General features: G+C 69.4%; 12 protein-coding genes. All 12 read left to right on the top strand.

Features of this window, described 5'->3' with window-relative positions:
• Positions 1-95 precede the first annotated feature (95 nt).
• The 12 genes from ACUTR7_RS18000 (at position 96) to ACUTR7_RS17945 (ending at position 19,501) form a co-directional block, all read left to right on the top strand.
• Positions 96-5,030 (top strand): hypothetical protein, encoded by a 4,935-nt coding sequence (locus tag ACUTR7_RS18000; protein WP_445609459.1) that lies wholly within the window; start codon positions 96-98, stop codon positions 5,028-5,030.
• Positions 5,031-5,112: 82 nt separating this feature from the next.
• The gene (locus tag ACUTR7_RS17995; RefSeq protein ID WP_012204004.1) at positions 5,113-5,637 is read left to right on the top strand and encodes an OmpA family protein; all 525 of its coding nucleotides are present in this window, start codon (positions 5,113-5,115) and stop codon (positions 5,635-5,637) included.
• A gap of 112 nt (positions 5,638-5,749) precedes the next feature.
• The gene (locus ACUTR7_RS17990; protein WP_445609458.1) at positions 5,750-8,968 is read left to right on the top strand and encodes a Mur ligase; all 3,219 of its coding nucleotides are present in this window, start codon (positions 5,750-5,752) and stop codon (positions 8,966-8,968) included.
• 99 nt (positions 8,969-9,067) lie between these two features.
• On the top strand, positions 9,068-10,975 hold the full coding sequence (locus tag ACUTR7_RS17985; protein WP_445609457.1) for a peptidase domain-containing ABC transporter: 1,908 nt from the start codon (positions 9,068-9,070) through the stop codon (positions 10,973-10,975).
• Positions 10,972-12,348, top strand: coding sequence for an HlyD family type I secretion periplasmic adaptor subunit (locus ACUTR7_RS17980; protein ID WP_099734423.1), 1,377 nt, complete (start codon positions 10,972-10,974; stop codon positions 12,346-12,348). Before ACUTR7_RS17985 ends, ACUTR7_RS17980 begins: the two co-directional genes overlap by 4 nt.
• Complete coding sequence (locus ACUTR7_RS17975; RefSeq protein WP_445609456.1) at positions 12,348-14,114, top strand: TolC family protein; 1,767 nt, start codon at positions 12,348-12,350, stop codon at positions 14,112-14,114. The genes ACUTR7_RS17980 and ACUTR7_RS17975 overlap by 1 nt, the downstream gene beginning before the upstream one ends.
• Positions 14,115-14,219: 105 nt before the next feature.
• Positions 14,220-14,396: a Flp family type IVb pilin gene (locus ACUTR7_RS17970; protein ID WP_013803749.1), complete on the top strand. Its 177-nt coding sequence runs from the start codon at positions 14,220-14,222 to the stop codon at positions 14,394-14,396.
• Between the two features lie 91 nt (positions 14,397-14,487).
• On the top strand, positions 14,488-14,664 hold the full coding sequence (locus tag ACUTR7_RS17965; protein WP_013803750.1) for a Flp family type IVb pilin: 177 nt from the start codon (positions 14,488-14,490) through the stop codon (positions 14,662-14,664).
• 2 nt (positions 14,665-14,666) lie between these two features.
• Positions 14,667-15,236: an A24 family peptidase gene (locus ACUTR7_RS17960; RefSeq protein WP_013803751.1), complete on the top strand. Its 570-nt coding sequence runs from the start codon at positions 14,667-14,669 to the stop codon at positions 15,234-15,236.
• 192 nt (positions 15,237-15,428) lie between these two features.
• Entirely contained in the window at positions 15,429-16,475 is a 1,047-nt protein-coding gene (gene cpaB, locus ACUTR7_RS17955; protein ID WP_198818705.1) for a Flp pilus assembly protein CpaB, read from the top strand.
• Between the two features lie 25 nt (positions 16,476-16,500).
• On the top strand, positions 16,501-18,012 hold the full coding sequence (locus ACUTR7_RS17950) for a type II and III secretion system protein family protein (protein ID WP_445609455.1): 1,512 nt from the start codon (positions 16,501-16,503) through the stop codon (positions 18,010-18,012).
• Positions 18,013-18,016: 4 nt separating this feature from the next.
• Positions 18,017-19,501, top strand: a complete 1,485-nt coding sequence (locus tag ACUTR7_RS17945) for an AAA family ATPase (protein ID WP_445609454.1) — start codon at positions 18,017-18,019, stop codon at positions 19,499-19,501.
• Positions 19,502-19,506: the final 5 nt, after the last annotated feature.

The raw sequence follows: 19,506 nt of genomic DNA, 5'->3' as shown, positions 1-19,506 counted from the left end.
ATGGCATGCATGTTGCACAAAAGGGCTCGACAGATTTCACGGCTTCCAAGCCACCGTCTGACCTTGTCGTTTCAACCCTTGTCTGGAGAGAGCAAATGACCGCCCAATCGATGCAGCCCACTGGCAACACCACCGTCAGCCCCGTGCAGTTTGCTGACCAGCAGCCCTCCACCGTTGTGCTTGCACAGCTGGGCACATCGAACACGCAGCCCGGCGCGGCTGCGGTGCTCATGCCCCGGGGCGCCGGTCCCGCCACGATGTCCCAGGTCAGCCCGGGCGTGCAGATCGTGCGCAACGGAGAAACCCTGATGGCCCAGCCCGGCAGCGCGCTGCAGGTGGGCGACAAGATCATCGTGCCCGCCGACGGCAGCGCCAAGGCGCTGTTCCAGGGCAAGGACGGCCAGACCCTGGTCGGCACCTTCGAGGGCGGCACGCAGGCCACGCTGACGCAGCGCGACGGCGACGGCGCAGGGGCCATGGTGCTGGACCTGGCCTCTGGCAACGTCCAGGTGGCACCCGCCAATGACGGCGACGCCCTGGGCCTGATCGTCACCAAGGAAAGCGCCGCGGCCGCAGCCGGTGGCTCCGTGCTCAGCGACTTCCTGCTGGCCGGCCTGATCGGCGCGGGCGGCGTGGGCCTGATCGCAGCAGCCAACAGCAGCGACGACGATCCGGCGCCCCCGCGCCCGACCGACCCCACCAACCCGACGAATCCGACGGATCCCACGAATCCGACAAACCCCACCAATCCGACCAATCCGACGGACCCCACGAATCCGACAAATCCCACGAACCCGACAAATCCGACCAATCCTACGAATCCGACCAATCCCACGGATCCTACGAACCCGACCAACCCCACCAATCCAACAAACCCAACGAACCCGACCAATCCGACCAACCCCACGGATCCCACGAATCCGACCAATCCCACGAACCCGACAAATCCGACCAATCCTACGAATCCGACCAATCCCACGGATCCCACGAACCCAACCAACCCTACGAACCCCACCAATCCGACCAACCCCACGGATCCCACGAACCCGACCAACCCTACGAACCCGACCAATCCGACCAACCCCACGGATCCCACGAACCCGACCAATCCTACGAACCCCACCAATCCGACCAACCCCACGGATCCCACGAACCCGACCAATCCCACGAACCCGACCAATCCGACCAACCCCACGGATCCCACGAACCCGACCAATCCCACGAACCCCACCAATCCGACCAACCCCACGGATCCTACGAACCCGACCAACCCCACCAATCCCACGGATCCGACGAACCCGACCAACCCGACCAATCCCACGGACCCCACCAATCCGACGGATCCCACGGACGGCCATGGCCTGATCACCTCGGTGCAGGACGTGGTGGGTGCACTGGCAGGCGGCACGGTCGCCGGCCCGGTGGGCAACCTGATCGATACGCTGGTCAATCCCGGCAACGGCACGCTGTCCGGGGTGACAGGCCTGCTGGAGAGCCTGACCAGCACCAATGGCGGGCCGCTGGGCGTGCTGACCGAGCTGGTGGACGGCCTGGTCAATATCCAGAATCAGGGCCTGGAGCCCCTGATCAGCACGCTCAATGAGCTGCTCAAGGGCCTGGACGAAGCGGGCTCCGGCGGCTCCATCGGCACGGTAGTGGACAACGTGCTCGGCGGTCTGCTCGACGAAGACGGTGCGCTGGGCGGCCTCCTGGCCGGCGTGGGCGGACTGCTGGGCGGCCTGGTGGGCGGCGGAACGGGCAATCCTCCCGGCACGCCTGACAGCGGCGTGGTCACCTCCGTGCAGGACGTCGTGGACGGCCTGCTGGGCGGCACCGTGGCGGCCCCCGTGGGCCAGTTGCTCGATGCGCTGACCAATCCCACGGACGGACTGCTGTCCACCGTGACCGGCGCGCTGGAGAACCTGACCAATGTGGAAGGCGGCCCGCTGGGCGTGCTGACCGAGCTGGTCAATGGCCTCACCCAGGTGGACGGCGAAGGCCTGGCCCCGGTGATCGGCACGCTCAACGAGCTGATTGCAGGTCTGGGCAACGGCCTGGGCGAAGATGGGCTGGGCGGACTGGTCGGCAGCCTGCTGGGCGGCCTGGTGCCCGGTGGCGGCACGGGTGGCGGCACGGGCGAAGGCCTGGTCACCACGGTGCAGGATGTGGTGGACGGCCTGCTCGGCGGCACCGTCGCAGCCCCTGTGGGCCAGCTGCTGGACGCGCTGGCCAATCCCACCGATGGCACGGCCTCGGTCGTCACCGGCCTGCTGGAAGGCCTGACCAGCGTGGACGGCGGCCCCCTGGGCGTGCTGACCGAACTGGTCAATGGCCTGACCCAGGTGGACGGCCAGGCCCTGCAGCCCGTGATCGGCACCCTCAACGGCCTGATTGCCGGCCTGGGCAACGGCCTGGGCGAGGGCGGCATCGGCGAGCTGGTGGACGGCCTGCTGGGCGGCCTGATCCCCGGCGGCACGGGCGGCGGCAGCGGCGACGGCCTGGTCACCACGGTCCAGGACGTGGTGGACGGCCTGCTCGGCGGCACCGTCGCAGCCCCTGTGGGCCAACTGCTGGACGCGCTGGCCAATCCCACCGATGGCACGGCCTCGGTCGTGACCGGCCTGCTGGAAGGCCTGACCAGCGTGGACGGCGGCCCCCTGGGCGTGCTGACCGAACTGGTCAACGGCCTGACCCAGGTGGACGGCCAGGCCCTGCAGCCGGTGATCGGCACCCTCAACGGCCTGATTGCCGGCCTAGGCAGCGGCCTGGGTGAAGGCGGCATTGGCGAGCTGGTCAGCGGTCTGCTGGGTGGCGATGGCGGCCTGCTGGGCGGCGTGATCGGCGGCGACGGTGGCTTGCTGGGCGGCGTGCTTGGCGATGACGGCCTGGTCGGCGGTCTGCTGGGTGGCGATGGTGGCCTGCTGGGCGGTGTCCTTGGCGGCGATGGAGGCCTGCTGGGTGGTGTGCTTGGCGATGACGGCTTGGTTGGCGGTCTGCTGGGCGGCGATGGTGGCCTGCTGGGCGGCGTGCTTGGCGACGACGGCCTGGTCGGCGGCCTGCTGGGCGGCCTGGTTCCGGGCGGCGGCACAGGCAGCGGCGACGGCCTTGTCACCACGGTGCAGGACACCGTTGGCGACCTGCTCGGCGGCACGGCCGGCGCCCCTGTAGGCCAGGTACTGGATGCGCTGATCGACCCCGGCACCGGCGCACTGTCCGTGGTCACAGGTCTGGTGGAAGGCGTGACCCAGGTCAACGGTGGTCCGCTGGGTGTGGTGACCGACCTGGCCAACGGCCTCACACAGGTCCCGGGCCAGGCACTGCAGCCGGTGATCGGCACCGTCAATGGCGTGCTGGCCGGCCTGACCGGCGGCGATGGCCTGCTGGGTGGTGTGGTCGGCGGCGACGGCGGCTTGCTGGGTGGCGTGCTCGGCGATGACGGCCTGGTCGGCGGTCTGCTGGGCGGTGACGGCGGCCTGCTGGGCGGCGTGCTTGGCGATGATGGCCTGGTCGGCGGTCTGCTGGGCGGCGTGGTCGGCGGCGACGGCGGCTTGCTGGGTGGCGTGCTTGGCGATGACGGCCTGGTCGGCGGTCTGCTGGGTGGCGACGGTGGCCTGCTGGGCGGTGTCCTTGGCGGCGATGGCGGCTTGCTGGGTGGCGTGCTTGGCGATGACGGCCTGGTCGGCGGTCTGCTGGGTGGCGACGGTGGCCTGCTGGGCGGCGTGCTCGGCGGCGACGGCGGCCTGCTGGGTGGCGTGCTTGGCGAAGACGGCCTGGTCGGCGGCCTGCTGGGCGGCCTGGTTCCGGGCGGCGGCACAGGCAGCGGCGACGGCCTTGTCACCACGGTGCAAAACACCGTTGGCGACCTGCTCGGCGGCACGGCCGGAGCGCCTGTGGGCCAGGTACTGGATGCGCTGATCGACCCCGGCACCGGCGCCCTGTCCGTGGTCACGGGCCTGGTGGAAGGCGTGACCCAGGTCAACGGTGGTCCGCTGGGTGTGGTGACGGACCTGGCCAACGGCCTGACGCAGGTCCCGGGCCAGGCACTGCAGCCGGTGATCGGCACCGTCAACGGCGTGCTGGCCGGCCTGACGGGCGGCGATGGCCTGCTGGGTGGCGTGGTCGGCGGTGACGGCGGCCTGCTGGGTGGCCTCACGGGCGGACTGACGGGCGGCTCCGGCCTGGTCGGCGGCCTGCTCGACACGGTGGTCGGCGACAACGGCATCGTTGGCGGACTGCTGGACGGCGACGGCGGCCTGCTGGGCGGCCTCACTGGCGGACTGACGGGCGGTCTGACGGGTGGCTCCGGCCTGGTCGGCGGGCTGCTCGACACGGTGGTGGGCGACAACGGCATCGTTGGCGGACTGCTGGGCGGTGACGGCGGCCTGCTGGGTGGCCTCACGGGCGGATCGGGCCTGGTCGGTGGCCTGCTGAACACCGTGACGGGCGACAACGGCGTCGTCGGCGGGGTGCTCAACACCGTGGCCGGTGACAACGGCGTCGTCAGCGGCGTGCTGGACACGGTGGCAGGCAACAACGGCATCGTCAGCGGCGTGCTCGACACCGTGGCCGGTGGCAGCGGCATCGTCAGCGGCGTGGTCAACACCGCGGCGGGTGACAACGGTGTCGTCAGCGGGCTGGTGAACACCGTGGCCGGCGACAACGGTGTCGTCAGTGGGCTGGTGAACACCGTGGCTGGCGACAACGGAATCGTCAGCGGCGTGGTCAACACCGTGGCCGGCGACAACGGAATCGTCAGCGGCGTGGTCAACACCGTGGCCGGCAACAACGGCATCGTCAGCGGCCTGCTGGGTGGCGGCAGCAGCGGCGGCGGCCTGCTGGGCGGGCTGCTGGGGGGATCGTCCGGCGGCGGGCTGCTCGGTGGCCTGCTGGGTGGCACATCGCACGCGGCAGCGGCCTCGGTCGCCGAGCTGGATCCGATTGCCACCTCCATCAGCAGCCATGCCAGCAGCACGGCCGATGCAGCAGCCAGCGTGCTGACGCAGCAACTGCACCACAACACCCTGCTCTGAGCGGCCGCGGCGCCTGCGGGCGCCGCATCCATCCCCTGCGCCGCCGCCCCACGGTGGCGGCGCACGTCCCAGGAGATCCTCCATGTCACACACTTTCAGGCTGTGCACCATCGTGCTGCTGGCCGCAGGGCTGGCCGCCTGCGGATCCACCGCCACCACCAGCACGCAGCGTTCCGAGCACCACTACGCCTTCGGCAAGGCCCCGGCCCCGGCGCCGGCAAGCTCCGGCGTCGCGCCCGTGGTGGCCACCACGCAGGCCGACCAGCGCGGGCCCGCCAACGTCGCCCACATCGTCTACTTCGACTTCGACGCATACACCATCCGCAACAGCGACCGGGCCATCGTGGAAAGCCATGCGCAGTGGCTGCGCAGCAATCCCGGCCGCTCGGTGATGCTGCGCGGCCATACGGACAGGCGCGGCGGCATCGAATACAACCTGGCGCTCGGCCAAAAGCGTGCCGACGCGGTGCGCAACAGCCTGCAGCTGCTGGGAGTGAACCCGGCCCGCGTGGAGTCCGTCAGCTACGGCAAGGAGCGGCTGGCCGACGAAGGCACGAGCGAAGAAGCCCACCAGCGCAACCGGCGCGTGGAATTCGACTACCGCTGAGCCGCCGCGCTCCGCATCCGCCTGCCGCCGGGCCGCCATGAAGGAACAGATCCGCACGCGGTCGGTGTACCGCAGCCCGGCGTCCCGTCCCCACGGGAAGAGCAGCCTCCCAATGACCCTGACCGAGGCCGAGAGCATGTTGTCGCAGCAATTGGCAAATGGCCTGGAGTACCTCGCACGGCACATGGTGCTGCTGCCCGAACCCTACCCCGGCTGCATTCTTTTCTTCACGGTGTCGGCCGAGAACAAGGTTGCCTCCGTCTTCCACGTGCGCGCCACCACGCTGGAGGCTGCCTGGCGCGAGGGTGCGACACGCGTGCGCCAATGGGCCTGGGCCCGCAAGCGTGACGAGGTCGATCTGCGCATCGACTGGGCGCAGGACATCACGCCGCTGAAGGCGGACAGTCCGCTGCCGGACTGCAGCGCCTGGACCCAGGCGCCCATGCGCTCCCTGGCCCTGGCAGATGCCGGTCTGGAGCGTGCGCAGCTGCTGCAGCCCCTGCTGCCAGATCCGCACCCGCTGGGCAGTGAAACAGGCAGCGCCCAACGGCCCCTGCACCCGCCCTGCCTGCTGCTGCACCTGCGCGGCATCTATATCAGCGGGGAGCAGCCCGCCATGGCCGTGCCGCGCACCGATCCGCCGGAGCAGCGCCTTTGGCCCCACCTCGTGCCCGTGCACGCTGCGCTGCAGCAACTTCTGGCGCAGCAGGGCAAGGACGGAAGCTGGCCTGGTTGCGGGGATGTCTGCGACCACCTGGGCGTGACCTACGCCCTGCTGCAGGCCCAGCGCCATGCGGGCAGCGCCGCGCTGGCGCAGGCCATTGCGCTGGCCGTGGACCATGTGGAGCAACGGCTGCAGCCATTGCCCGGCGACTGCCTGCCCAGCGCGCTGGCCATGCTGGTGCTGGCCCGCCACCTGCGCAACAGCTTTGTCCTGGGGCCGGGAGCCGACAGCCAGGCCCGCGCCCGCATTCCGGCGCTGATGGACCCGCTGGCGGAAAGCCTGCTGTCCATGGCTGCCGCTTCGGCCAGCACCACCAAGGCTGCCGCCGCTGCCGCCAATGCCGCTGAAGCCGGCACACCCCGCTCCGGCCAGCCCATGCTGACCTGGGCCGAGCTGGCCATGCATGTCTATGCAAGCTCGCGCCCCCCCACCAGCGACAGCCCCACGCTGCGCGCGGCGCGCAGCGCACTGCCCGACACGGCGGCCCTGCCTGCCGCCTTCCTGCAGGCAGCGCTGCCGCAGCTGCTGGGCATGGAGGGCGGCAATGACGGCAATGGCGACGATGGCGACGATGGCGAATGTGTCGACAAGGCAGGCGCCCCCTGTGCACGCTGGATAGGCATTGCCCTGGTCGAGAGCCTGCAGCTCGACGCAGGCCTGGAGCCGCAGCCCACCGACCTGCTGCGCCAATGGCAGATCAGCCTGCAGCGCCATCTGCAAGGCATGGCCCAGCGCGCCATCTGGCCTGAACAGGCGCTGTACCTGCCGCCCGCCCGGCGCCGCCATGCAGCCTTTGCCGATGGCAGCCTGCGCCAGGTCCTGCAGTCCCCGCGCGAAATCGCCTGGCTGCTGGCATCCAGCCTGGCAGGCCTGGAACTGCTGGACGCTCTGACCCAGGCACTGCGCGCGGCCACCAGCCATGCCGCGGCCGAATCCGGGGAAGACGCGCTGCCTGCGCAGGCAGGCCATGGCTTGAGCGCGGGCGACGGCCCTGCCAAAGCTTCCTCGCCCTCGCAATCACTCTCCCTCGCGTCGCGGGCCGATGAGACTGCGGGCCAGCCGGCTTTCCCGCCCACAGCGGGCTCCATGTACCCGTCCATGTCCTGGGACAGAGCTTCCCTGGCCGAACTGATGAACGGGCGCTGGGTGGATGCAACGACAGATCCCGGCTCAGATCCCAGCAACGATAGCCGCACAGATAGCGGCACCGGCTGCGCGGGATTGGACGCCAGCCGCCTGCACCACCAGCCCGGCGCCGCCGTGCTGGTGCGGCGTGCAGGCATGGCGCTGGGCGTGCAGGCTGCGGCCCTGCCCACGCTGCGCGCCTCGGCGCTGATCAGCAGCAGCCCGCAGGGCCTGCTGGACCACGGCGTGCCGGTGCTGCATGTGCCTGATATGGAAGAGGGCCTGCGCAATCTGGCGCAGGCGGCCCGCCGCCGCATCCAGTCGCCCGTGGTCGCCGTCAGCGGCTGCGTGGGCAAGACCTCCACCCTGGGCATGATGCGCCAGTGCCTGCAGGACGGGGGAGACGCGCGTGGCGATGCCCTGCTGTCCCAGGGCACGGCGCTGCAGATGATCAATTGGAGCGAGGCCTCGCCCTGCGCCCTGCTGGAGCTGCCATTGCAGGCACTGCGCGGCGACCTGCCGCTGATTGACCCAGATATTCTGGTTATTACTAATCTTTCAATAAATAACACCCCCCATTCAGGGGAGTCCGAGCCCTCCGGACAGGCCGGTCTGTCCGGTGAAAGAAAATACGAAGCATTGCAGGAAGTGCTTGAAGCCATGCAGCTCATGCACAAAGGCAGTGCGCTGGTCACCGATCAGGACATAGGTGAAAACCCCAGTGTTATTGAGCATGCCAAACGCATGGGACTGCGCCTGATCACGTTTGGCCCCCATTGCAATGCACAGGTCCGTGAAATGGGGTTTCACAATGGAAATCTGCAAATAGGCATGGGCAGCCTGCGCCTGGGCATTTCCCTGCAATCCGACGGCCACCACATGGCACTCAATGCGCAGGCGGCCCTGGCGGCCCTGCATGCATTGGGCTATGCGCCCGCACAGGTGCAGGCCTCACTGGCCCATTGGCAGCCCATGATCGGAGCCGGGCAGCCGCAGCTCCTGCCCAGTGGAATCTGCCTGCTGGACCACAGCCTGAGCAACCACTTACTGTCCATGACGGCTGCATTTTCCCAGCTGCAGTCGGTCGCTCCCCATGTGAGCAGAAGGCTGATCGTGCTGGCGGGCATACAGCCCGGCCAGGCCAGCATCGACGCTGCGCAGCTGGCCCTGGAGCCGCTGGTGCGGGATGCCCAGGCCCGGCGCGTGCTGCTGTACGGGGAGCCGCTCAGGCCGCTGGCGGCAGCCTTGGGCGATCTTTTGCACGTCAATTGGTATGACGATCTGAATCAGCTGATTTGCTCGCTGCTGAGAACAACCCATAAAGGCGATACGGTTTTGTTGGCCGGCCGCGCCACGACCAATCTTGCCCTGGCGGCCGATGCCATACGGGATAGTTTCAGTGGGCACGGGGGCCATTTAATAGCGTCTATTCAGGCTCCCTGCTTTGATCCACATCAAAAACAAATGAACATGCATTCTTGATTGAATAAAACTTATAGAGGGCTGTATATAACTCGCTACAGTGTTTGTGAAACGAGTACCTTTACATTTTGTAAAGATGCTTACTAAGCCCATCAGAACATGATCCGATACCTTCTTCCCCGTCAGTTGGCCAAGGCCACGGCGATGCCGTCGGGAACGGAGACGGTGGGGGCTTTTGCATCTGCCATCGCCGAGTCCTTCGACCGGGCTGCGCACCAGCTGCGCCGGGCTGGCTGGCTGTCGCTGCCCATCAGTCTGCTGGGCCTGCTGCCGTCCATCTTCCTGCTGCAGGTCTACAACCGCGTCATTGCGCGTGGAGGCACCGCCACCCTCACGGCCATGGTGGCGGGCGTGCTGTTCTTCCTGGGCGTGGAATGGTGGCTGCGGCGCAGGCGCGCCCGCGCCCTGCGCGAAGCCGGCGCCATGATCGACCGCGACGTGTCCCAGGCGCTGATGCACTCCATGCTGCGCCACCCGCTGGCCGCGCTGGAGCAGCGCTCCTCCAGCCAGTGGCTGCAGCTGTTCCGCGACGTGAGCGCCATGCGCTCGGGCATGTCCGGGGGCCTGGCGACCTCGCTGCTGGACCTGCCCATGGCCCTGCTGGCCCTGGTCGTCATCGGCATCATTGCCTGGCCCGTGCTGCCGGTGATTCTGGTGGCCATGCTCATCATGGGCGTGCTGGCCTGGTGGTGGGCCGACGAGGTGCGCAGCGGCCGCGTGGAGGAAATCGCCCAGGCCCGCATGCTGGACCGGGGCACGGCCGAGATCTGCAATGCCCGCGCCACGCTCAAGGTGCTGGGCTACGACGCCGCCGCACGCCAGAACTGGCAAAGCGGCTATGACCGCTGGCTGGCCGAGAGCTTTGGCAAGAACGGCGAGATGGAGAACGCACGCGAGGCCAGCACCGTGCTGCTGACGCTGTTCTCCATTGCCGTGATCACCGTGGGCGCCATTGCCATCAATGCGCAGTGGATGAGCATCGGCAGCCTGATGGCCGTGAACCTGCTGTCGGGCAAGGCGCTGGGCCCCATCTCGCAACTGGCCAGCAACTGGCGCTCGCTGGCCCATGCCAACGAGGCCGCACGCCGCCTGCAGGCCGTGCTGGAGGAACCCGTCGAGGCCATGACCGACACCGTGGACCTGCCCCGGCCCCAGGGCCGGCTGCGCCTGGACCAGGCAAGCTTCCACTACCCGGGCGGCCATGTGGCGCTGGAGCAGGCATCGCTGGAGATCGGCCCCGGCGGGCTGCACGCCATCGTGGGGCGCAACGGCGCCGGCAAGTCCACCCTGGCCAAGCTGCTGGCCGGCCTCTACCAGCCCACGCAGGGGCGCATCTTCATCGATGAATACGACATGGCCCAGTTCCCGCGCGCCGAACTGGGCCGCTGGATAGGCTGCCTGGCGCAGCAGGTGTACTGGTTCAGCGGCCCCATCGTGGACGGGCTGCGCATGGTCAACCCCGATGCCGACGACCACAAGATCGTCACCGCCTGCCAGATCTCGGGCGCGCACGGCTTCATCAGCCGCCTGCCCCAGGGCTACCAGACCGTGCTGGGCGAAGGCGGTGCGGGCCTGTCGGCCGGCGAGCTGCGCAAGCTGGCCCTGGCCCAGCTGTTCCTGCGCAACCCCTCGGTGCTGATCCTGGACGAGCCCAGCAACGACCTGGACTTCGAGAGCGAAACCGCGCTGCTGCAGACGCTGCGGCAGATTGCGCTCAAGCACACGGTCATCGTCGTCACGCACTCGCTGCGCGTGGCCTCCATGGCGCAGCATCTCTACCATGTGCGCGGCGACGGCGGCATCGAGCATGGCTCGCCCCAGCTGCTGCTGCCCCAGCTGTTCGGCACGGCGCGCGAGCCTGCGGCTTCCGCAGCTCCCACAGCACCCACAGCACCCGCAGCATCCGCAGCATCCGCAGCATCCGCAGCGTCCGCAGCCCCCGCAACGCCGGCCGACCCGGCCCCGCATGCCGATCACCCCGCCGTGGCGCAGGAGCTTGCCTCATGAGGGCCGGGCGCTACGACGACCTCCCCCTGGTGCTGCGCCAGTCGAGCGAAGCGCAGGCAGCCGTGCACGGCCAGCCGCCTGCGGACGCGTCCGGCGCAACGCCCCCCAGCCCTGGCCGGACCGCCCTGGCGCGGGGCAAGTGGCTGCTCGTCATCCCCGTCGCCGCCCTGGTGGTCACCGGCCTGTTCTACCCGGTGGAGAACGTGGTGGTCGCCAGCGGCCAGGTCATCCCTTCCGACCGCGTGCAGACCGTGCAGCATCTGGAAGGCGGCATCGTCACCGCCGTCCATGTGCGCGAAGGCCAGGCCGTGACCCAGGGCCAGCCGCTGCTGGAAATCGACCTGGGCAGCAACAGCCTCAACCTCGAACAGCTCACCGCCCGCATGGCCACGGCCCAGGCCGTCAAGGCGCGTCTGGGCGCGGAAAGCCAGGGCCGGCCGCTGCAGCGCACCGCCTTCCCCGCCGACCTGGACGCGCAGGTGGTCCAGGCCGAACTGGGCGCCTTCTCGGCACGCGCGCTGGAGCACCAGGGCAGCCTTGCCGCAGCCCAGGCCCAGCTGCAGCAGGCGCGCGGCGACGTGGCCCAGGTGCAGGCGCGCATCGAGGGGCTGGAGACCAATCTGCGCCTGCACCAGCAGGAGGCCTCCATTGCCGGCCAGCTCGCCTCCGAGCAGCTGATAGGCCAGCTTGAAGTGCTGGACAAGCAGCGGGCGCTGGAGCAGGTGCGGGCCGAGCTGGCTGCCTCGCGCCAGACGCTTTTCAGCAACCGCGCCAAGATCGAGCAGGCCCAGGCCAAGCTGCAGGAGACCCAGGGCGCCTTCCGCCGCCGCGCCTCCGACGAGCTGGCCCAGACCGAACGCGAGCTGGCCAGCCTCAACGAAGACCTGGTCCGCGCCCGCACCCAGCGCACGCGCACGGCCGTGCTGGCGCCCACCAGCGGCTTCGTCAAGGGCCTGCGCAGCTCGGGCGCCGGTTGGGTGGTCAAGCCCGGCGAGCCCATCCTCGAAATCGTTCCGGACAAGGACGAAGTCATCGTCGAGGCGCGCCTGAGCCCCGCCGACCGTGGCTATGTGCGCCCCGGGCAGGCCACCCGGGTGAAGATCTCGGCCTACGACTTCCTGCGCTACGGCTCGGTGCCCGGCCAGGTCACCCTGGTGGCGGCCGATGCCGACCGCGATCCCAACCTGGCCGACTCGCCCTCGTACTTCCGCATCCAGGCCAGCCTGGAGCAGCCCTGGGTGGGCCGCACCGACAACCGCATCACCACCGGCATGCAGGCCGAACTCGACCTGCTGCTGGGCCACGAACCCTTTATCTGGTATTTGCTGCGGCCCGTGCTGCGCATCCAGAGCGAAGCCTTCCGGGAGCCCTGATGCCAGGCCGCCCGACCTCCCCTTCCATGGGCTGGCACGCCCGCTGCCACACCCGGCTGCGCCAGCTGCTGGCCGCTGCCTGCTGCCTGTCCGCACTGCAGGCGATGCAGGCCGCTGCCGCGCCCGTGGCTGCGGCGGACAGGGACCTTGATACGGACATCGGCATGGTTGCCGCAGCCGCACCCGCATCCACATCCGCAAACACGGCTGCAGCCGCACCGGACCCCGTGGTCCTGCGCCTGGCCCAGCACCTCACGCCCGGCACCCTGGCCAGCGACGGCGGGCAGCGCCGCCTGCTCGATGCGCTCTACGCCCTGATCGACGAATACCCCGACGTGCGCAAGGCGCGCGCCGCGCTGGAATCGGCCGGGCATGACGTGAACACCGCGCGCGGCGCGCGCTGGCCCACCTTCAAGGTGGGTACCAACACGGGCGATGCCAAGCTGCGCCGGGGCCGCGAGTCCTACACCGCCGTCAACGCCGAAGTGCGCATGGCCCTGCTGGACGGCGGCGCCATCGGCGCGGGCATCCGCTCGGCCGAATCGCAGGAGGCGGCCCAGGGCAGCGTGCTCTACGGCACGCGCCAGAACGTGCTGCTGGAGGCGCTGACCGCCCTGCTGGAGCTGCACCGCTTCGAGGACAAGGCGCGCGTGGCGGCCGAGTCGGCGCGCATCATCGGCCAGCTCGCGCGCATCGAGGAGCGCCGCGCCGAACTGGGCGCCGTGGGCCGCAACGACCTGCGCCAGGCCGCCTCGCGCCAGGCCGGCGCCCTGGCCCAGCAGCATGCGCTGGAGTCGCAGCGCATGGATGCGCAGGCCCGCTTCACGCGCTACTTCGGCTTCACGCCCCAGCCCGGCTGGCTGCCCCAGCTCAACGTGCCCGTGCAATGGATGCCGGCCAACGAGGACTCGGCACTGCAGGCCTCCGAAACCGTCAGCCCCGAGCTGCAGGAGATGGAGCAGCAGATCGAGAAGGCCCGCGCCGAAGTGGACCGCAGCAAGTCCCAGCGCTTTCCCACGCTGGCCGCCGTGGTGGCCCACACGCGCGACCCCAGCGGCGTGCTCTATGCCGAGGGCACGCGCTACGGCGTGGAGCTGAGCTGGAACTTCGGCAACGGCTTCGAGCTGCGCGACCGCATCCTCAAGGCCATCAACGAACTGCAGGCCCAGGAAGCGCAGCAGGAAACCGTGCGCCGCCAGGTGCGCGAAACCGCCTCCGCCGCCTGGGGACGCACCCAGTCCGGCCGCCAGCGCGAAAGCCAGCTGGCCGACGCCGTGCGCGAGGCGCGCGCCGCCTTCGAGGGGCGCCGCCGCCTGCTCGAAGTCGGGCGCGGCAGCCTGGCCCAGGTGCTGGACGCCCAGCTGGACATGCAGCGCCTGCTGCTGGACGAGGCCGACGCCATCTACGACCAGCGCATCAACGAACTGCGGCTGGCACGCACCACCGGCCGCCTCCTGCCCCAGGACCCGCCCGACCATTGGCTGAACGCGCTGTTCACCCCGCAAAAACCGATTCCGGCAGGTGGTGGTGCGCCAGGCACTGCCCCCATGGACGAGCCCGGGAACGCACCCGGCCCTGCGCCCGGGAATGCCCCCGACATCAAACCCGGCCCTGCGCCCTCGCGCAGCCGCCCCGAACCCCAGGACGCTGCCGTGGCCACCCTGTCCGCCAGCGCCATGCCCCAACGAATACAGCTGCGCCTTGAGCAGCAGTTGCGCCCCGTTTCAGACGCTTTTCCAACCACCGCCTCGCGACAGCAGTGGTGAAGTGAGAAGCGGCAAGTGAGGTTTCCCGTGCAGCGGCCGGCTTCTGCCCATCGCCAGCCGCCGCCATCGACAACGATGGGCTTTTGCAACCGAAAGGACGATGCCATGACCGACATCATCAAGAACTTCTGGAAAGACGAAGAAGGCGCCACCGCCATCGAGTACGGCTTGATCGCCGGCCTCATCGCCGTGGGGATCGTGGTGGGCGCCACCGCGCTCGGCACCAATCTGAATGGGCTGTTCACCCGGATCGCCACCAAGCTCACCGGCTTCGTTCCCTGAGCGCCGGCTCCGGCGCGATCTGGCCGGGCTCGGGCGGGGCTTGCCTCCGCCCCCGGCGCCAAGGCATTTTGCAAACCGAAAGGACCATGCCATGACCGAAATGATCAAGAACTTCTGGAAAGACGAGGAAGGCGCCACCGCCATCGAATACGGGCTGATCGCCGGCCTGATTGCCGTGGGCATCGTCGTGGGCGCCACCGCGCTGGGTACCGATCTGAACGGATTGTTCAGCCGGCTTGCCACCAAGCTCAACGGACTTGCCCCCTGAAGATGGAGTGGGCCTCGCTATGGCTGTGCGTCTGCATCACATGGCTCGCAACGATTGCGGTCATGGATCTGCGCATCCGGCGCGTGCGCAACTGGATGGTGCTGCTCGGCCTGGCCACAGGCGCGGCGGCACTGGCCAGTGGGGCGCAGCCGTTCCAGGTCTCGGCCTGGAACGCGCTGGCCGGACTGCTGGCGGGGTTTGTCGTGCTGCTTCCTTTCTATGCACTGCGCTGGATGGGAGCGGGCGACGTCAAGTTCGGCGCGGTCGCAGGGCTGTGGTTCGGGCTGAGCTTCGACCTGCTGCTGATCTGGACTGGCGGCAGCCTGCTGGCCGGCCTGCACGGCCTTCTGGTGCTGTCATTGCGCCACCTGAGCCACAGCCCCACCGGCCTGTGGCTGCAGGCCCGGCTGCCCCTGGCCTGGGCGGCCCGCCTGGCACCCCTGGGCGCTGCGTCTCAGCCCGCAGGCGCCACCGATGGACCGCGCCAGCCCCAGCGCTCCATTCCCTATGCCGGCTACATGGCCATTGCGGCCATTGCCCTGGCCTGGCGCCACAGCCAGCCGCTTGCCTGAACGGGAGATGCCCATGCAGATCGCTTTCCCCTCGCCACGCACCACACGGCCCGGCCCCGCCGCAAGCCGCCGCCGTGCGCTATCCGGACGCTTTCCTGCCCTGGCGGACCCTCTGCGCCATGGCAGGAAAGCGCCAGGGCAGCCCCCATGCCTGAACACCGTCGCCACCCACTTGCACCAGGAGCCCCAGCCATGAACCTCACCAAGATTCTTGCCGGACTGCTGGTTGGGCTGGCCATCGTGCTCGCAGGCCTTGCCTGGCTGCTGGGCAGCCAGCCCGCACGCCCCGTGGCCCAGCCCTCACCGACCGCCTCGGCGCAGCCGGCCCCAGAGCCCGTGCCGCAGCATGCCGTCGTGGTCGTGGCCCAGGCCATTGCCGCAGGCCAGCGCATCGGCAGCGAGGATGTGAAGCTGGCCCAGCTGCCCGCCCCCGTACCCGGCAGCTTTGCCGCAACCGACGACGTGCTGGGCCGCACCACGCTGATGGCGCTCACCCCGGGCACTCCGCTGTTCGAGCAGCAACTGCTCAGCGGTCTGGCGCTGCAGCTGGAGCCGGGACAGCGCGCCCTGGCGATCGCCATCCGGGAGCAGATGGCCGCGGGCCACCATGTGCGCCCCGGCGACTTCGTGGATGTCTACTTCACGCTGGACGGCAAGTCCGACCAGGCCCCCGTGGACGCGCAGACCCGGCTGCTGCTGGCGCGCAGCCGCGTGCTGGCCTACGGCTCCGGCAGCGTGGAACGCCCACCCATGCCGGCCGTCCAGCGCCAGGCGCAGCAGGACAAGGAATCGGCAGGCTCGTCGCTGCGCCGCGCCAGCGCTGCGGATCAGACCGGCCAGCGCCCTGAGAACGTGCAATCGGCCGTGCTGGCCGTGCCGCTGGACGATGTGGAGCGCCTCACCCTGGCCGAGAAATTCGGCCAGCTCACCCTGGCGCTGCGCAACCCGGACGACCTGTCCGTGCCCGATCCCAAGCTCTTCGCCGCCCTGCCCAGCGCACTGCAGCCGGTGGCGGGCCGCCTCCGGAAAGACCAGGCACTGGAGGGTGCAGACCGCGCCTTCGCCGGCCTTCGCATGCAGGACCTGGCCACCGGCGCCGACGCCAGGAACATCCGCAAGCCTGCCGCCCAGCCCATGACGGCCTTCGCACCCGCCGTGCGGCCGCCGCCGCAGCGGGCCCCGCGCGAACGCACCGTGGAGCTGCACAACGGAGCCGCGGTGCAGATGGTGAACTACTGAAAACACACAACAAGAGGGAGATGCCATGAAGTGCAAGAACATCTCGACGGCCGGAGCAACCCCGCTGCAGCGCGCGGTCTGGACACTGTGCGGCAGCATGGCCTTGCTGGCATTGCCGCCAGCGGTGTCGGCACCTGCGGACACCGCTGCCGTCCAAGGCATGCACAACCCCGGTGCCGGGGACATGCCCTTTGGCGACTCCCTGCAGCTGGTGGCCGGACGCCAGCACCTGATGCCGCTGGCCAGTATTCCGGGCCGCATCGCCGTGGGCGACCCCAATGTGCTGGACGTGAAACTGCTGCGCGCCACGCCGGGCTCCAGCGCCAGTGCCGGCTCCGGCTCCGGCTCCGGCTCCGGCGGAACCGAGCTGCTGCTCACGCCCAAGGCCCAGGGCAGCACCACGTTGGTGGTGTGGCCCCAGAAAGGTGGCGCACCCCAGCGCTGGGAGGTCCAGGTCCGCGGCCAGCACCTGCTGCTGGAAAAGCGCCTGACCTCGGTTCCAGAACATGCCCAGGCCGTGGCCGAACTGCGCCAGTACGCGCCCGCCCAGACGCTGCTGGTGGACAACTCGCAGATCGACGTCAAGAGCAACACCGTCCAGGTGGACGTGCAGGTGGTGGAGTTCAAGAAATCCGCGATGAAGCGCATCGGCGTCAACATCTACAGCGGCGGGCGCAACAACCAGGGCTTCAGCTTCGGCAGCTTCAGCCCCGGCGTGGTGGGCAGCATCAGCACCAATACCAACGGCACGGGGACAGGAACGGGAACGGGCAATACCGGCTCGGGCGGCACGGGAGGCACGGGCTCGGGCGGCGTGTCCAACAACACCTCGTCGGCCATTGCCAGCGCCATGAGCCTGGTGATGACCTTCGGCAAGGCCTTCAGCGGCGCCGGCATCGTCACGCAGCTGAGCATCCTCGAAGGCAATGGCATGGCGCGCGTGCTGGCCCGGCCTACCCTGCTGGCACAGACCGGCCAGAACGCCAGCTTCCTGGCCGGCGGCGAGCTGCCGATCCCGGTGCCCGCGCGCGACGGAAACATCGCCATCCAGTACAAGGAATTCGGCATCAAGCTGCAGCTGACGCCCACCATCCTGTCTGACGATCGCATCGCCCTGAAGGTCTCGCCCGAGGCCAGCGACCTGGACTTCAACAGCGGCGTGACCATCAGCGGCGTCACCGTGCCCGCCATCCGCACGCGCCGCGCCGACACCTCGGTGGAGCTGGCCGATGGCGAGAGCTTCGTCATCGGCGGGCTGGTCAGCCGTGCCACCACCTCCAACGTCAGCAAGGTGCCGGTGCTGGGCGATCTGCCCATCCTGGGCACCTTCTTCAAGAACCTCAACTACACGCAGGAAGAGTCCGAGCTGGTGATCATCGTCACCCCGCGCCTGGTCCACCCGCTTCCCGCCAGCACCAATCTCGAAGCCCTGCTGCCCGGTGCGCAATCCGAGCAGCGCAACGCCGGCAAGGTCTGGCTGCCCTACCTCGCCGGCGGAATGAGCACCCAGACCGCCGTACCCGGCTTCTCGTACTGACGACATGACAAGCAAGCCCACCGCAACCGATTCGCCTGTGGACGCCACAGGCTCGCCGGCCATCGGCTCACCCACCTCGCTGGAGACCCTTCTGGGGCTGCGTTCCTCGGCCTCGCTGGCCGGCAAGCCGCAGCCCGGCACCGATGCGCTTGCGCAGGACAAGTCACCACTGGACAGGATGACCGCGCCCGCCGCGCCCCGCCCGACGCCGCAGCCGCTCGACAACGACCTGCAGGTGGAGCTGCTCTTCATCCACGCAGGCACCCCCGAAAGCTCGCTGGCCCAGGCCTGGCTGCAGCACATGCTGGACGGCGCGCGGCTGCATGTGGCGCGGTTCCAGGACAACGTCACCGAGCAGGTGCAGCGCTACATGCCGCATGCCGTGCTCGTGCATTTCGACCCGCTGTCCACCGACGAGGCGGCCCACCTGGCCTCCCAGCTGCACATCTCCCACCCTCACCTGCCCTGCCTGGCCGTGGGCCGCACCAAGTACCCGCAGTGCATGCTGGCCGCGCTGCGCGCCGGGGTGCAGGACTTCCTCGACGTGGACGGCCCCGTGCAGGCCGCGCACCAGACGGTGATCGATCTGATCAAGCGCGTGCCCCCGTCGGCCTCGGGCATGCCCAACGCGCCGCTGACCGCCATCATGTCGGCCCGCGCCGGCCTGGGCAGCAGCCTCATGGCATCGCACCTGGCCTGGTACCTGCAAAAGCGCCTGCATGGCACGACGGCCGTGCCGGGCAAGGACGCCACGCCCCGCGAGATCAGCAACGAGACGCTGGACGGCCTGCTCATCGACCTGGGCTTTCCCAGCGGCGACTGCGGGCTGTACCTGGGCACGCTGGGCGACTTCGACTTCATCGAGGCCGTCAACAACCTGCGCCGCTTCGACCGGCGCCTGGCATCGACGGGGCTGGCCCGCCATGAAAGCGGCCTGCGCCTGCTCACGCTGCCGCGCCAGCCCGCCCGACTGCGCGACGTCTCCTATGCCGATGCCGACGCGCTGCTGCTGCGCCTGCGCCAGTACTTCCGCCACATCGTGGCCGACCTGGGGGCCGTCGTGCCCACGCAGCTGGCCATGCGCGTGGCGCTGCGCGCCAGCCAGATCTGGGTGGTCTGCGACCAGAGCGTGGCCAGCGTGGTCTCCACCACCGAGCTGCTGCGCCAGCTCGACGAGCAAAAGGTCGATCGCGAGCGCGTGCAGCTCATCGTCAGCCGGCACGACAGCCAGCTGGAGCTGGAGGCCCCGCAGATCGCCCGGCAACTGCAGCTGCCGCTGCTGGCCACCATTCCCGAGCGCCGGCGCGAACTGGTCCAGGCCGTCAACCAGGGCCAGCTGCTGCCCAGCCGGCTGCAGCGCGAGCCCTATGTGCAGGCCGTGGACAAGCTCGCCACCTTGCTGATCACCACCCACCACCAGGCCCATGCGGGCGATCAGGCCGCGCCCGCCCGGGGCCTGAACCGTTTCTTCCACCGAACAAGAAGCTGAACGCA

This window comes from Delftia sp. NA_296.1 (assembly GCF_052692095.1).
This window is presented reverse-complemented; position numbering and strand designations above follow the sequence as displayed.

Bases quoted from the DNA above. Each gene is read 5' to 3' on its own strand.
- ACUTR7_RS18000 (WP_445609459.1), top strand. From the start codon at position 96: ATGACCGCCCAATCGATGCAGCCCACTGGCAACACCACCGTCAGCCCC.
- ACUTR7_RS17995 (WP_012204004.1), top strand. From the start codon at position 5,113: ATGTCACACACTTTCAGGCTGTGCACCATCGTGCTGCTGGCCGCAGGG.
- ACUTR7_RS17990 (WP_445609458.1), top strand. From the start codon at position 5,750: ATGACCCTGACCGAGGCCGAGAGCATGTTGTCGCAGCAATTGGCAAAT.
- ACUTR7_RS17985 (WP_445609457.1), top strand. From the start codon at position 9,068: ATGATCCGATACCTTCTTCCCCGTCAGTTGGCCAAGGCCACGGCGATG.
- ACUTR7_RS17980 (WP_099734423.1), top strand. From the start codon at position 10,972: ATGAGGGCCGGGCGCTACGACGACCTCCCCCTGGTGCTGCGCCAGTCG.
- ACUTR7_RS17975 (WP_445609456.1), top strand. From the start codon at position 12,348: ATGCCAGGCCGCCCGACCTCCCCTTCCATGGGCTGGCACGCCCGCTGC.
- ACUTR7_RS17970 (WP_013803749.1), top strand. From the start codon at position 14,220: ATGACCGACATCATCAAGAACTTCTGGAAAGACGAAGAAGGCGCCACC.
- ACUTR7_RS17965 (WP_013803750.1), top strand. From the start codon at position 14,488: ATGACCGAAATGATCAAGAACTTCTGGAAAGACGAGGAAGGCGCCACC.
- ACUTR7_RS17960 (WP_013803751.1), top strand. From the start codon at position 14,667: ATGGAGTGGGCCTCGCTATGGCTGTGCGTCTGCATCACATGGCTCGCA.
- cpaB (WP_198818705.1), top strand. From the start codon at position 15,429: ATGAACCTCACCAAGATTCTTGCCGGACTGCTGGTTGGGCTGGCCATC.
- ACUTR7_RS17950 (WP_445609455.1), top strand. From the start codon at position 16,501: ATGAAGTGCAAGAACATCTCGACGGCCGGAGCAACCCCGCTGCAGCGC.
- ACUTR7_RS17945 (WP_445609454.1), top strand. From the start codon at position 18,017: ATGACAAGCAAGCCCACCGCAACCGATTCGCCTGTGGACGCCACAGGC.